Consider the following 14433-nt stretch of genomic DNA (forward strand, 5'->3'; position numbering starts at 1 on the left):
AGCCATGGACTTATCGTTATAGATTGCCATTCCAACCAGTAGCCATGCCATCGACTCTAAAGTGAGCTTTCGCTTTCTTAGAGTAACCGTATCAGTGAGTTCGTAAGCACTATTGATAAGTTCAATGGGCAAAAGGTCTGCGAGTGTTTCAACTTGATTTGGTTTGTAACTGTTAATAATGTTGAGGGCTTGAGATACGTGCATAAAAAAATCCGATAAACAGGGTCTATCGGATTTTTACATATAGAGGGGATCATTCAACTGATCCGCCGATTAAAGTCTTAACTGATCGGCATTAGCCTATAAGGGCTGCTTTTCATCCATTGAAAAAGGCTTTAAGCTGGGTAAAAACAATAAGTAAACCCAAACAACCAGATTAAAATAAGGCACTAAGCCCAACCCTGTAAATACTTTTACCGGGTACCCTTTGTAGGTCGCATTACGGTAACATTGATATGCTATCCCTAGATTAACGATCAGTAACAATACGATTAGTTGTGTCATCACTTTTCTCCTAAATACCGCTCATACAAAAACGTATAGATGTTAAGTCATTTTCAGTATGTATAATGTAAAAGGTAATGTCATGTTTTTTTTAGATTATCACTATAAATACGCGACATTATCTCTTGGCGTGAATTAATTATAGATGAGTATTCTCAGGATGGTAGATAAAAAGTTAATAAAATTGTTTAAAAATGTATCAATATTCGGGGCGAATTAGCTAGTCAGTTGTTAGCTAAAAAGTTTATTGTTAGAGATTCTTTCAAGCTCACTGCTAATTTTTTCAACAGGCATGGGGCGTGCAATAAAGTAACCTTGCCCGTAATCGACGCCTATCTCTTTTAGTGCTAAAAATATTTCTTTATTTTCAACGTATTCAGCAACAGAACGCTTGTCTAAAGAGCGGCTAATATCGTTTATCGCCTTCACGAGCGCAAGGTCGATAGGGTCGTTCAACATATCGCGAACAAACGAGCCATCAATTTTTACATGTTGTGCTGGCAGCTGTTTAAGGTAGTTAAATGTACTAAAGCCAGTGCCAAAGTCGTCAATCGAGAAATGGCAGCCTAAGCCATTGAGGCGCTCTATCATTGCGCGGGTGGCCACTAAATTATTGATACTGGCTGACTCGGTTATTTCAAAAATAATACGCGTGGGTTCAACGTTATACTCTTGTAGGCTCGATTCTATATGCGGTAATAATCGTTCATCTAAAAATGACTGTGCCGATAAATTAATAGCCACTTGGTTGAGCTCAGGAAAATCAGCAACACTTTTAATCGCATTACGAATAACACATTGGTCCATCAGGTATGTGTCGTTTAGTAATTCTAATGCGGGAATAAATTGATTCGGGTAAATGAGCTCATTATCAAGCTTTAAACGCAGTAAGGTTTCAAAGTAAGCCACATGGCCACGTTTAAAGTCCCAAATTGGTTGGTAATGTAATTCAATTGCATCGTGTTGCAGCGCTTGGCGAATGCTGTGGCCCCACTCTAACCCTGCTTGTAGGCTATTGTGGTGAGTGTCTTCTTTTGAATAACAATGAACCAGATTACGGCCTAAGCTTTTTGCAACATACAGCGCAATATCAGCTTGCTTAAGGCATTCGTTGGGATCATTATTTTGTGCGGTAATTTGTGTTAGGCCAATTGAGCAGCTAATTGAATATTCTTGGCCTTCAGAATGAAATTGATGTTTTTCAATGGCCATACAAATACTTTCTGCGACTAAATGGGCATCAAGCAAATTGGTGTTTTTCAGAATAACCGCAAATTCATCACCGCCAATACGGCAAATTAAGTGCTCGTCGCTAATATTGGCAGTAAAGAGTTGAGCGACTTCTTTAAGCACAATATCACCTTGTTGATGACCTTTACTGTCATTGATGATTTTAAAATGATCTAAATCGATATAAATAAGCGCATGTTCTATATCGCCATTGGTGTATTTGGCTTGGCAAATACGTTGCAATTGTTGATCAAAATAATAGCGGTTATGTAATTCAGTTAGCGTGTCATGCAATGCTAAATGACGAAGCTGTAACTCAGCTTGCTTACGTTCGTGAATGTTATCGATAGTGGCTGTAATCGTTGCAGAGTTACGGCTGTTTTTTATTAGCTGCATTCGGCATTCAACCCAAATGGCATTGCCGTTTTTATGACTCAGTTGTATCTCAACTTGCTGTTGTAGCTCCCCCCCGTGCAAAATACTTTGAATCGTATCTTGTAACTTGGGCTGACACTCAGGCAAACAAAAATCAGTTAACGACTTAGATAAACTTGATTTAATGCCGTATCCCGTGAGGTTTTCCCATGCAGGGTTAATAAAGCGAATATTTCCTTGCTGATCAAACTCCAATACCACGGTGTTTAAATGCAATAAAATACGTTGGTGAGCCGAAAACAGTTCTTTATAGCGGCTTTGGCTTTGGCTTAGTTGCTCAACTTTTTGTGCAAACTCTGCATAACTCACCATAAAATCTTCACGGCGTGCTGCATGGTCACATACTTTGCTCAGTAAAGACTGATCATAAGGGGCGCGTATAAAATCGGTGACACCAGAGAGCAACAGTTGCTCGGCATAATCAGCATCGTTGTTATCAATGATGGTAACAATGGCTTGTTTAGGATTATGCTGCAATATTTCGCTAATCAGCGCGCCTGCGGGATCTGATTGCGATTGCGTTGCATCAATCAATACAATTGCAAACTTTTGTTGTAGATACGTCGCCAGTGCTGCTTTTGTCGATGTCGTGTGTGTAACAGCAAAACTGAGTTTGAGTTGTTCGTTGATGTTATTTGCTTTGCTGTTATTCGTTTCAAGCAGGAGTAAATTAAGGCGGCTGCTTTTTTCTAGGTGTGTCGACAGGACATTAGCAAGGACTTGCGGCAGCATATCTTGGCGTTCAAAAGGCAAAACAGCATCAATACCATAACTGCGGGCTGTTGTTTCAGCGATACGCTCACAATAAATAGGGGGAGTTAGCAGTATAGGTGTATTTTTTGGGGTTTTTAATAACCCCGAGCGAATCATGCGCGAGAAGCGCCAGCCGTCAATTTTGCCGACTTCAAGGCCCGTAATAATAATATCCACCGGCTGGCTTTTAAGTATTTTTAACGCCTCTTGCGAGTCGTTGGCTTCAATAAACGTAAAAACATTAAGTTTGTTGAGTGTTAACTTAATTGTTTCACGCTCAGCAACGCTAGCGTTTAAAATTAGCAGTTGCAACTGCTTTGCCATGGCGCTACTACCTCTTAACTGAACCCATGCTTAGTGAATGGGTTAGAATAATGACATTTCTATTATTCTACAAGCAAACTTTACCTAAAAACGGTTATTAGCCTGTACCAGCTTACACGGTTAGGTTGTTTGTTCTTGAACCGAGGTGCTTTGCTTGAGGTGGCAAGCGTATCAGAGTAAACTTGGCGCGTTTTTATTAATGAGAGATATGCTCTATGCGCGTGGCTGATTTTAGCTTTGACCTTCCTGATGAATTAATTGCTCGTTTTCCAAAAGCAGATCGAACAAGCAGTCGTTTATTAACGCTCGACGGCCCAACAGGGCAGGTTGAACACAAAGTGTTTAGTGATATTTTATCTCTGGTAAATGAAAATGACTTATTAGTGTTTAATAACACGAAAGTGATACCAGCACGCATGTTTGGCCAAAAAGAGTCTGGTGGTAAGCTTGAAGTACTCGTTGAGCGCGTATTGGACGAGCACCGTGTACTGGCTCACGTACGTGCGAGTAAATCACCAAAACCGGGCTCTAAAATTATCCTTGAAGGCAAAGCCGAAGCAACCATGGTAGCGCGTCACGGTGAGCTATTTGAACTTGAGTTTGCTAAAGACGAAAATGTATTAGATATCTTAAACGATATTGGCCACATGCCATTACCGCCATACATAGACCGCCCAGATAATGAGGCTGATCGTGAGCGTTATCAAACGGTGTATGGTGAGAAACCCGGTGCTGTTGCAGCGCCAACAGCAGGGCTTCACTTTGACGATAAATTAATGGCGGCTTTAAAAGACAAAGGCATTAACATGGCGTTTGTTACTTTGCACGTGGGTGCGGGTACATTCCAACCTGTGCGTGTTGATTCAGTTGATGAACATGTTATGCACTCAGAATATATCGAAGTTCCTGATGAGGTTGTAAAAGCCGTAGCCGAAACCAAAGCAAAAGGCGGGCGTGTTGTTGCGGTGGGCACCACTTCAGTACGTTCTTTAGAGTCGGCTGCAAAAGTACATGGTGGCAAGCTTGATACTTACTTTGGTGATACTGACATCTTTATTTACCCGGGTTATCAGTTCAATGTGGTGGATGCCATGGTCACTAACTTCCACTTACCTGAATCAACGTTGATTATGTTGGTGAGCGCGTTCGCAGGCCAAGAAAATATTATGGGTGCTTATCACACAGCGATTGAGCAACAGTATCGCTTTTTCAGTTATGGTGATGCCATGTTCTTAACGCGTAAATAAGCGTTAGTCATCTTTTATATCACCCCGTAAAAAGCCCAGCATTTCACTGGGTTTTTTATTTTCAGCCATTCTTACTAAGCTATGCGTTGATATGAAGCCTCTGTGCAACGCTGAATTCTGCATGGTGGGGAGAGTTTAGCTAGCGGGCTTTTTATTTTTGAATTTAGCCCAATTAATAGTAATAAATGCGCAAACAGGTTAGAATCGAGCGGTTAAATTATAGCTTGTTGGACTGTTTTTCCGACACTAGAGGATAATATGAAATTTGAATTAGACCGCACTGACGGTAAAGCGCGCCGCGGCCGCTTGATTTTTGAGCGTGGTGTTATAGAAACGCCTGCATTTATGCCTGTAGGTACTTACGGCACGGTAAAAGGGATGACTCCCGATGAAGTAAAAGACACGGGGGCACAAATCTGCCTTGGTAATACTTTTCACCTTATGCTGCGTCCTGGCACAGAAATCATTAAGCAACACGGTGATTTACACGACTTCATGAATTGGGATCGTCCTATCTTAACTGATTCAGGCGGTTTCCAAGTATTCAGCTTAGGTGCAATGCGTAAAATCACCGAAGAGGGCGTCATGTTTAGCTCGCCTGTGAATGGTGAAAAAATCATGCTTTCACCAGAAAAAGCCATGCAAGTTCAGCGCGACTTAGGCTCTGATATTGTGATGATTTTCGACGAATGTACGCCATATCCTGCCACTGAAAAAGAAGCCAAAGACTCAATGGAGCTCTCGCTGCGTTGGGCTAAACGTTCAAAAGAAGGGCATGGTGATAATCCAGCAGCACTGTTTGGTATTATCCAAGGGGGTATGTACCCTGAGCTTCGTGCACAATCACAAAAAGGCCTAGAAGACATTGGTTTTGATGGTTATGCACTGGGCGGTTTATCAGTGGGTGAACCTAAAAACGAAATGATCAATATTCTTGATCATTGTGCGTATAAAATGCCAGCCGACAAACCACGTTACTTAATGGGCGTTGGTAAACCAGAAGACTTGGTTGAAGCGGTGCGTCGTGGTATCGATATGTTCGACTGTGTAATGCCAACCCGTAATGCACGTAATGGTCACTTATTCGTGACAGGTGGCATTGTTAAAATCCGTAACGCAGTACATAAAACAGACACCGGTCCACTTGATCCAGAGTGTGATTGCCATACATGTAAAAACTATTCACGTGCGTACTTGCATCATCTTGATAAATGTAATGAAATCTTAGGCGCACGTCTAAACACGATTCATAACTTACGTTATTATCAACGTGTAATGGAAGGCTTACGTAATGCCATTAGTCATGGCAAACTAGACGAATTTGTTGCAGATTTTTATGCACGCCGCGGCCAAGAAGTGCCAGAGCTTGCAGATACATCAGATTAAATTTTTAGAAAAATTAAAGAGGAAGTGTAATGAGTTTATTCATCTCAAACGCGCACGCAAGTGCGGCAGGTGCAGCACCAGCAGGTGGTGGCATGGAAATGCTAATCATGTTGGGTATTTTTGGTCTGGTATTTTATTTCTTAATTTACCGTCCGCAAGCTAAGCGTGTAAAAGAGCATAAAGCCCTTATGAGCGCGATGGCAAAAGGTGACGAAGTGCTTACGCAAGGTGGTTTAGTTGGTAAAATTGCTAAAATCGCTGATGACAAAGACTTCATCGTTATCTCATTAAACGACCAAGCAGAAGTAACAGTACAAAAATCAGCTGTTTCTGCAGTATTGCCAAAAGGCACTATGAAGTCGCTATAACAATAAAAATAAGGACTCACACGTGTTAAACAAGTTTCCATTATGGAAGTATTTACTTGTTCTTGTTGTGTTAGTCGTTGGTATTTTATATGCCTCTCCTAACTTGTATGGTCGTGACCCGGCCATACAAGTATCGGGCACTAAAGGTACTGATGCTGACCTAAGCGTACTCGATAAAGTAAATGCGACCCTCAAAGAACATAACGTTACTGTTAAATCAAGCAAACTTGAAGACGGACAAATCCTTGTACGTTTTAAGAATGTTGAAGATCAACTTAAAGCGCAAGACCTACTGCGTGATTCCCTTAGTGAAGATTACATCTCTGCCATCAACATGGCTCCAGCACAACCTGAGTGGTTAAAAGCATTGGGTGGTAACCCGATGAAGCTGGGTCTGGATTTAAGTGGTGGTGTTCACTTTACTATGGAAATCGACATGGCGACGGCGGTTGATACACAGCTTGAGCAAATGGAACAAGATTTTAAAAGTGATTTACGTGAAGAAAAGCTGCGTTACCGCACGATTCGTCGTGTAGCTGGCAGCGAGCGTTTACGTGTTGAAATGCGTAACGAAGAAGATAAAGACGCAGCAGAGCGCTTTTTATCAACCCGTTACCCGCTCAATGTGTACATTGATGATAGCAGCAGTGATAACGCTTTTTACGCCAGTATGAGCGAACAAAAGCTTAAAGAAATTCGTGATTACGCTATCAAGCAAAACGAAACGATTATCCGTAACCGTATCAACCAAATCGGTGTTGCTGAGCCAAACGTTCAGCGTCAAGGTGCTGAGCGTATCATCGTACAGCTTCCTGGTGTACAAGACACAGCCCGTGCCAAAGAAATTTTAGGGGCTACAGCAACGCTTGAGTTCCGTGAAGTAGACGAAGATGCTGACCCAAGTGCAGCCTTACAAGGGCGTGTACCACCAGGCACCGAAGTGATCATGGCACGTGACGGTTACCCTGTGGTACTAAAAAAACGCATTATTCTTGAAGGTAGCCACATCACTGGTGCGCAATCAGGAATGGATGAGTATCAACGTCCGCAAGTAAGCATTAGCCTTGATAGCAAAGGTGGCGCAAAAATGAATGCGTTCACTAAGCGCGCGATTGGTAAGCGTATGGCAACTGTATTCATTGAGTACAAGCCATCGGGTAAAACAGATGAAAACGGTAAAGCACTTCCTCCAATTAAGGTAGAAGAAGTGATTAACGTGGCGACAATTCAAGCACGTCTTGACCGTTCGTTCCGAATCACGGGTATTGATAACCCTGCTGAAGCCCATAATCTGAGCTTATTACTACGTGCAGGTGCACTTGTTGCTCCTATTCAAATTGTAGAAGAGCGCACGGTAGGCCCAAGCCTAGGTCAAGAAAATATCGAAGCAGGTATGACGGCAGTGGTACTAGGCTTTGCATTTGTGCTTGTATTTATGCTGGTTTATTACAAAGGGTTTGGCATGGTGGCAAATATTGCCCTTGGTGCGAACTTAGTATTAATCGTGGGTGTTATGTCATTAATTCCAGGTGCGGCATTAACCTTACCGGGTATTGCAGGTATCGTACTGACCGTGGGTATGGCCGTTGATGCAAACGTGCTTATATTTGAGCGTATCCGCGAAGAGCTTGCCGACGGCCGTAGTCCGCAACAAGCCGTTCATTTCGGTTACGACAGCGCATTTAGCACAATTTTCGATGCAAATATCACCACGTTAATCGCAGCAGTGATTCTGTTTGCAGTGGGCACGGGTCCAATTGCTGGTTTCGCCGTGACACTTGCGATTGGTATTATCACCTCTATGTTTACAGCCATTGTTGGTACCCGTGCGGTAATCAACTTGTTTATTGGCGGTAAGCGTATTGATAAGTTGTCGATTTAGGAGTCAGCATGCAAATCTTAAAACTCGGTGGTAAAACACTCCCGTTTATGAAGTTCCGCAAGTTTGCCATGACATTATCAACGTTGTTGATTTTGGCTTCTTTCGTATCGTTTTTTACAAAAGGCTTAAACTTCGGTTTAGACTTTACCGGTGGTACAGCGGTTGAAGTTGGCTTTGCACAACCTGCAGATCTGAAAAAAGTACGTGAAGCAATTACGGCAAGTGGCTTTGAAGATTTCTCTGTTCAGCTATTTGGCTCAAGTAAAGAAATTCTTGTGCGCCTTGCACCGCAAGGTGATGGCGTGAAAGCAGAAGTCATTGGTAACCAAATCATTGATGCCTTAAAACAAACTGATTCAAGTGTTGAAATGCGCCGTATTGAGTTTGTGGGCCCAAGTGTAGGTGAAGATTTAAAAGAGCAGGGTGGCTTGGCCATGTTAACTGCACTTATTTGTATCTTGATCTACGTGGCATTTCGCTTTGAATGGCGTTTTGCGGTTGGCGCGGTATCAGCACTATTACACGATGTTATTATCACATTAGGTTTATTCTCAATACTGGATCTTGAGTTTGACTTAACGATTTTAGCAGCGATTTTGGCGGTGATAGGTTACTCACTCAACGATACCATCGTTGTATCTGACCGTATTCGTGAAAACTTCCGTAAAGTGCGTATCGATGACACCATAGAAATCATTGATATTTCACTTACGCAAACATTGAATCGTACCCTTGTAACATCAATCACCACAATTTTAGTATTGATTGCGTTGTTTGTATGGGGTGGTCAAACTATTCACGGCTTTGCGACAGCATTACTATTTGGTGTGTTTATCGGTACTTACTCATCTGTGTATGTTGCATCAGCAGTGGCGATTGCAATGGGTGTAAGTAAAGAAGACTTAATTCCAGAAGTAATCGAAAAAGAAGGTGCGGATCTCGATCCTATGCCTTAATAAGCCATGCTTAAAAAAGAACCGCCCTGTTTGGGCGGTTTTTTTATGGAAGAAATTATGAAGTATCTAATAAGTAATGTATTTATTATTTTTTTACTGCTCGGTTGCAAAGAGCAACAGGTTGCCAAGCAAGCTGAGTCAGCACCAAAGCCACCCACAATAACGCCAGAACAACAATTAGGTGAGTACCAAAGTTTGGCGTGGCAGGTTGTGACAGCACTGCAAGGGCAGTCAGATACGCAGCAAGTTAAATCCATGCTGTTGTCGTTGGTTCATTCATCACAGGGATTATTTTTAGCGTTTAATCAGGTGTTTCCAGAGTGTAAGCAGACATTAGACGCTATTACTGAATATGTTGAAAGCACACCGCTTACGGCAATCTCTAGTGACAATGAGCCCCTTAATTTACAACCTGAGTTACCCGATTTTACAGGGCCTAACTGTTATCACATACAACAGCTGTTACTTAATCCGTTAGCCGTTTTGGCGATGACGACACAACAACAAATGAATCATGTTGATATTGAACAGGCTGAACTAAAAATGATCGATAGCTTAGCGCGCATTAAGCAATTGGAATTAGTGGGAATAAATGAACAAGAGGTGAATGAAGCGCAGCGCTTGCCATAAAATTGTCATACTAGATTGCTAATTTAGCCATCTATTTGTATGACAGAAACTAGGTGAAAGGTGAGTGCACAACTACAGCGAATATTAGAAAACAGTGACATTAAAACGCTGTTTCAGCCCATCTTTGATGTTTCTAATCAACATATTTTGGGTTACGAGGCTTTAAGTCGGGGGCCAAAAAGCTCTGAACTTGAGATGCCCAGCGCTTTATTTTCTGCTGCAATTGCCTGCAATAAAATTTCAGAACTTGAGCTTTTGTGTCGCAGTAAAGCCATTGAAAACTTTGTTAAGCTCAACCTGCAAGGTAAGTTGTTCTTAAATGTCAGCCCTAAAACACTGCTCGACCCATGTCATCCTAAAGGCGAAACATTACACCTAGTTGAACATTTTGGGCTGGCGGCTAATCGCGTTGTCATTGAAGTAACTGAACAAGAAAAAGTAGACGACGGATGTTTACTGTTAAAGACCATCGCGCATTATCGTCAATTAGGCTTTTCAATTGCCATTGATGATTTAGGGGCAGGTTATTCGGGGTTAAAGCAGTGGTCTGAGTTATGCCCTGAGTTTGTAAAGATTGACCGATACTTTATTGATCACTGTGACCAAAGTGTGGTGAAAAAAGAGTTTCTAAAATCAATCATTGTATTGGCTAAAGCCACGAATACCCAAGTGATTGCCGAAGGTATCGAGCGCGTAGAAGAGTTACGTTTACTCGAAAGTTTAGGAGTGCAGCATGCACAGGGCTTTTTATTAGAAAGACCGAGTTTACAGCCCAGTTACCAAATTAATCTGCATTGCTTAAAACACCTTGAATCATCAGACAACAGCAGCAGCTTTGAACAATCAATGGCTATCGGTTGGCTTGCTGTTGAGCATGCCAGTATTGAGGCGAATACCCGTTGTAAAGATGCGCACAGTATTTTTGAGCAAGATAAAACACTCACTAGTCTTGCTGTCCTTGAACAAAATAGTCCCGTAGGCTTATTACACAGAGATCAACTTACCGAGGTGTTTGCAGCTCCTTATGGTCACGCGCTTTATGATAAGCAGCCTGTTACCGCACTAATGGATAAGCAACCGCTAGTGGTCGATGAAAACGAATTGCTTGATACGGTTAGTCAACAAATCACCGAATTTGAATTCGATATTCGCCGCCATATCGTCATAACACGCAACGGCGACTACTTAGGATTGGCACCTTTGCGTAATATTCTCAAACACATCACCGAAGAAAAAATACGCCACGCTCAACACGCAAATCCATTGACCATGCTACCCGGTAATGTGGCAATAAATGAAGCTATCGAATTAAGGCTGCGCAACAGTTATGCGTTTTCGTTAGCGTATGTCGATTTAAATCACTTTAAGCAATTTAATGATTTATATGGATACGCCAGTGGCGACAGTGTGATCAAATTATTAGCTGAAGTGATCGTTGATGTTTGTAGCAAAAGCAAAGGCTTTGTTGGTCACATTGGTGGCGATGATTTTATGGTGGTATTCGATAAAGACGATGCAGAGCATAGGTGCCATGCGATCATTTCAGAATTTGAAGAAAAATCACGCGCCTTTTTTACCCCAGAACACATCTCGCAAGGTGGGTATTGGGCGAGTAACCGCGAAGGTAAAAAACAGTTTGTACCTTTGCTAACGCTGTCGATTGGTCTCGTTAAACCTGACCTTGAGCAATGCATTAATAGCCACCAAGTTGCAGCACTCGCAACCGATGCGAAAAAAGAGGCCAAACGCTTTAAAACGAGTCACTTATTTGTTTGTAAGCGTCGTTGTCCGGCCCCGGCAGTGGTGAGGCTAAGTGTCGCCAGCGATGACACCCTGCAAATCGGGTTATGAAGAAAATTTGAGTTCGGCCAATTTCACTTGTGTCTCACTCTAAGCCAGTGTAGGTTAAAAAAAACACGTTAAGAATAATAATAATGAAGCGACTATGTAGTGCAATCCTTGTTGTGCTAAGCCTAGGATGCAGCCTGCCTATTGATGCCAAAAATGTGGTGAACTTAGCCATAGAGCAACGTCCCTTGTATCAGCGCGATCATTATTTACACGCGCTGTTAGCTGCAGCGTTTCGTGCCGCAAAGTATCCCACCGTTATAAACGAAGTACTGGTGCACCCTCATCAACAGCGCACATTACTCATGCTCGACGAAAACCAAGCCGATGTCTATTGGAGTATGACCAGCCCAGAGCGAGAGCATCTAGCGATTGCTGTTCCAGTCCCTTTATTTAAAGGGTTTATCGGTAAACGCGCACTGCTTACAAAACGTGAATTTTTACCGCGGTTTAAAGAGGTAAAAACTAAACAAGACTTAATGGCGTTTACCGCTATACAAGGTCATGACTGGCCTGATACAAAAATATTGGCGCAAAATGGCTTAGCGGTTCGGCCACTGGCGAATTATCAAGCAATGTTTAACTTAGTTATAAGTGGCCGGGTTGATTACTTCCCGCGTTCATTTATCGAGGTGACTTCAGAGCTTAAGCAAATAAATAGTGAGCAACTGGCGATTGTGCCCAATGTCTATATTAGCTACCCGAGCGCTTTTTATTTTTTTGTTAGCAATAACAAGCCAGAGCTAGCCGAGGTATTATTAATAGGCTTAAACGCGATGAAAAGCTCAGGTGAGTTTGATCAGCTGTTCAACAGTTACTTTGCTGAAGACTTAGCCGGTCTGCCGTTTACAGAAAAGAGTGCCATAGAAATAAAGTTGGAGAATGACTATTTTCAGCCACAAAAAAAGGAGCCGTAGCTCCTTTTTGTCATGCTAATCACGCGTTAGAATTAATGGGTCATTAGCGAAGTAGTGACTCAGTTAATACTGGACGAATTTCACGAATGATTGCTTGTGTTAATTTTGGCGCGCCACAGATAATGTTGCCGCTTTGGTTGTAGTTAATACCGCCTGCGAAATCAACAACCATACCGCCCGCTTCTTTAACTAAAAGCTCACCAGCGGCTGTATCCCAAGGCTTAAGGCCAATTTCGAAAAAGCCATCAACACGGCCAGCTGCAACATACGCCATATCAAGAGCAGCAGAACCTGCACGACGAATATCAGCCGTGTGAATAAATAAAGCTTTGAATGCCTCAGAGTATGCGTCTAAGTGATGCTTTTGTTTAAACGGGAAACCTGTAGCAAGAATAGAACCTGCTAACTCGTTAGTTTTTGATACACGTAAACGCTTGCTGTTAAGCTGTGCGCCTTGACCGCGAGACGCTGTGAATAATTCACCACGAATTGGATCATAGATAACAGCTTGGTCTAAACGACCTTTTACTTTAAGTGCGATTGATACTGCGTAATGAGGGATACCCTTGATGAAGTTTGTTGTGCCATCAAGTGGGTCAACAATCCATTGGTAATCTGCATCTTTGCCTTTGTGCTCACCTAGTTCTTCACCAACGATACAGTGATCAGGGTAAGATCTTAAAATAGTGTCACGGATTGCGGCTTCAGCTTCTTTATCGATGTTAGTCACTAAATCGTTAGTGCCTTTTTGTTGTACATCAACTTTTGATAAGTCTTCACTTGCGCGAAGTAAAATTTTGCCTGCGTTACGCGCAGCGCGAACCGCAATGTTTAACATTGGATGCATAGCATTACCTTTGGGTTGTAAAAGAACGAATATATTTAAGCCGGCGTATTCTAGCGGTTTTTACTGCAAAGTAAACAACAAAGCGGAAATACTTTTGGTTGTTTTTTGTACTGAACTGATTTTAAATTAAATTTCTATCTGACTATTTTTAAAAGCTAAAAATTATACGGGGCGTTTCATACATAAATCTGATACTAAAAATAAGGATGTACTAGTAAAAGAAAAACCCCTAGCACCGCCCATGATCTGTGATCAATACTGATTGATCGCGTGATCTGTATAGCCTCCAGAATAGCTTTCATGGTAGAATTCGCGCAATTTTTGACATTCAGTAAGTAACAACGCAATGACACTTGATGATATTCGTATCGTATTAGTTAACACATCTCATTCTGGTAATATTGGCTCAGCAGCACGTGCTATGAAAACGATGGGCTTATCAAACCTTTATCTTGTTGACCCTGCATGTGAAATTGATAGTCATGCCAGTGCGCTTGCTGCAGGTGCAACCGATGTTTTAGGCAAAGCCGTGGTTGTTGATACCCTTGCTGATGCGATTGCTGATTGTAGTTTAACGATTGGCACCAGTGCTCGTTCGCGCACCTTGTCTTGGCCGATGGTTGAGCCACGTGAATGTGGTGAAAAATTAGTGGCAGAAGCGGCGAATGGCCCGGTTGCACTCGTGTTTGGTCGTGAAAATAGCGGTTTAACCAATGAAGAGTTACAACAGTGTAACTATCATGTGTGCATTCCTGCGAACCCAGAATACAGCTCATTAAACCTTGCTATGGCAGTACAAACCCTGTGCTATGAAACACGTATGGCGTATTTAAACACCCAGCCAAAACAGCAAGAACAAGACGACGTTACTTACCCTAACGCAAAACAAACTGAGTTGTTCTATGAGCATTTAGAGCAAACATTAAACGACACCGGGTTTATCATCAAACAGCACCCAGGTATGGTGATGACTAAATTACGTCGTTTGTTTAATCGTGCGCGCCCAGAAGAAGCCGAAATGAATATCTTACGCGGCATTCTGACTTCAATTAATAAGTCTATAAAATAATCACAGGTTATAAGCATAATACTTGACTAAATTACTC

General features: G+C 42.1%; 13 protein-coding genes. 9 read left to right on the top strand and 4 right to left on the bottom strand.

Annotated elements, in window-relative coordinates; genetic code table 11:
• The 3 genes from BWD47_RS10065 to BWD47_RS10075 all read right to left on the bottom strand — a co-directional run.
• On the bottom strand, positions 1-204 hold a 204-nt coding region (locus BWD47_RS10065; protein WP_178387078.1), incomplete at its 3' end, for a transposase domain-containing protein.
• A gap of 96 nt (positions 205-300) precedes the next feature.
• Positions 301-504, bottom strand: coding sequence for a hypothetical protein (locus BWD47_RS10070; RefSeq protein ID WP_036973306.1), 204 nt, complete (start codon positions 502-504; stop codon positions 301-303).
• 231 nt (positions 505-735) lie between these two features.
• On the bottom strand, positions 736-3246 hold the full coding sequence (locus BWD47_RS10075) for an EAL domain-containing protein (RefSeq protein WP_036973305.1): 2511 nt from the start codon (positions 3244-3246) through the stop codon (positions 736-738).
• Between the two features lie 215 nt (positions 3247-3461).
• Between BWD47_RS10075 and queA the strand changes: the two genes are divergently transcribed.
• The 8 genes from queA to BWD47_RS10115 all read left to right on the top strand — a co-directional run bounded on the left by queA (position 3462) and on the right by BWD47_RS10115 (position 12480).
• Complete coding sequence (gene queA, locus BWD47_RS10080; RefSeq protein ID WP_036973304.1) at positions 3462-4493, top strand: tRNA preQ1(34) S-adenosylmethionine ribosyltransferase-isomerase QueA; 1032 nt, start codon at positions 3462-3464, stop codon at positions 4491-4493.
• A 258-nt stretch (positions 4494-4751) separates the two neighbouring features.
• Positions 4752-5879, top strand: coding sequence for a tRNA guanosine(34) transglycosylase Tgt (tgt, locus tag BWD47_RS10085; RefSeq protein WP_075593901.1), 1128 nt, complete (start codon positions 4752-4754; stop codon positions 5877-5879).
• Positions 5880-5908: 29 nt separating this feature from the next.
• Positions 5909-6247 carry a preprotein translocase subunit YajC gene (yajC, locus tag BWD47_RS10090; RefSeq protein WP_036973302.1) on the top strand — a complete coding sequence of 113 codons (339 nt, stop codon included), beginning with the start codon at positions 5909-5911 and terminating at the stop codon, positions 6245-6247.
• A 22-nt stretch (positions 6248-6269) separates the two neighbouring features.
• Positions 6270-8129, top strand: coding sequence for a protein translocase subunit SecD (secD, locus tag BWD47_RS10095; protein WP_036973301.1), 1860 nt, complete (start codon positions 6270-6272; stop codon positions 8127-8129).
• 8 nt (positions 8130-8137) lie between these two features.
• The gene (gene secF, locus BWD47_RS10100) at positions 8138-9085 is read left to right on the top strand and encodes a protein translocase subunit SecF (protein ID WP_036973300.1); all 948 of its coding nucleotides are present in this window, start codon (positions 8138-8140) and stop codon (positions 9083-9085) included.
• Between the two features lie 57 nt (positions 9086-9142).
• Complete coding sequence (locus BWD47_RS10105) at positions 9143-9715, top strand: hypothetical protein (protein WP_141687265.1); 573 nt, start codon at positions 9143-9145, stop codon at positions 9713-9715.
• A 60-nt stretch (positions 9716-9775) separates the two neighbouring features.
• Positions 9776-11566: a bifunctional diguanylate cyclase/phosphodiesterase gene (locus BWD47_RS10110; protein WP_036973298.1), complete on the top strand. Its 1791-nt coding sequence runs from the start codon at positions 9776-9778 to the stop codon at positions 11564-11566.
• An 83-nt stretch (positions 11567-11649) separates the two neighbouring features.
• Positions 11650-12480 (top strand): ABC transporter substrate-binding protein, encoded by an 831-nt coding sequence (locus BWD47_RS10115; RefSeq protein WP_074989226.1) that lies wholly within the window; start codon positions 11650-11652, stop codon positions 12478-12480.
• 43 nt (positions 12481-12523) lie between these two features.
• Here BWD47_RS10115 and suhB read toward each other — a convergent pair whose 3' ends face one another.
• Complete coding sequence (suhB, locus tag BWD47_RS10120; protein ID WP_036973296.1) at positions 12524-13327, bottom strand: inositol-1-monophosphatase; 804 nt, start codon at positions 13325-13327, stop codon at positions 12524-12526.
• Positions 13328-13673: 346 nt separating this feature from the next.
• Between suhB and trmJ the strand changes: the two genes are divergently transcribed.
• Positions 13674-14396, top strand: a complete 723-nt coding sequence (gene trmJ / locus BWD47_RS10125) for a tRNA (cytosine(32)/uridine(32)-2'-O)-methyltransferase TrmJ (protein ID WP_074989227.1) — start codon at positions 13674-13676, stop codon at positions 14394-14396.
• The last annotated feature ends 37 nt before the right edge of the window (positions 14397-14433 follow it).

This window comes from Pseudoalteromonas sp. PAB 2.2, from assembly GCF_001938575.1.
Taxonomy (GTDB): Bacteria; Pseudomonadota; Gammaproteobacteria; order Enterobacterales; family Alteromonadaceae; genus Pseudoalteromonas; species Pseudoalteromonas lipolytica.

Coding starts and splice junctions, on each gene's coding strand:
- BWD47_RS10070 (WP_036973306.1), bottom strand. CDS start 504: ATGACACAACTAATCGTATTGTTACTGATCGTTAATCTAGGGATAGCA.
- BWD47_RS10075 (WP_036973305.1), bottom strand. CDS start 3,246: ATGGCAAAGCAGTTGCAACTGCTAATTTTAAACGCTAGCGTTGCTGAG.
- queA (WP_036973304.1), top strand. CDS start 3,462: ATGCGCGTGGCTGATTTTAGCTTTGACCTTCCTGATGAATTAATTGCT.
- tgt (WP_075593901.1), top strand. CDS start 4,752: ATGAAATTTGAATTAGACCGCACTGACGGTAAAGCGCGCCGCGGCCGC.
- yajC (WP_036973302.1), top strand. CDS start 5,909: ATGAGTTTATTCATCTCAAACGCGCACGCAAGTGCGGCAGGTGCAGCA.
- secF (WP_036973300.1), top strand. CDS start 8,138: ATGCAAATCTTAAAACTCGGTGGTAAAACACTCCCGTTTATGAAGTTC.
- BWD47_RS10105 (WP_141687265.1), top strand. CDS start 9,143: ATGAAGTATCTAATAAGTAATGTATTTATTATTTTTTTACTGCTCGGT.
- BWD47_RS10115 (WP_074989226.1), top strand. CDS start 11,650: ATGAAGCGACTATGTAGTGCAATCCTTGTTGTGCTAAGCCTAGGATGC.
- suhB (WP_036973296.1), bottom strand. CDS start 13,327: ATGCATCCAATGTTAAACATTGCGGTTCGCGCTGCGCGTAACGCAGGC.
- trmJ (WP_074989227.1), top strand. CDS start 13,674: ATGACACTTGATGATATTCGTATCGTATTAGTTAACACATCTCATTCT.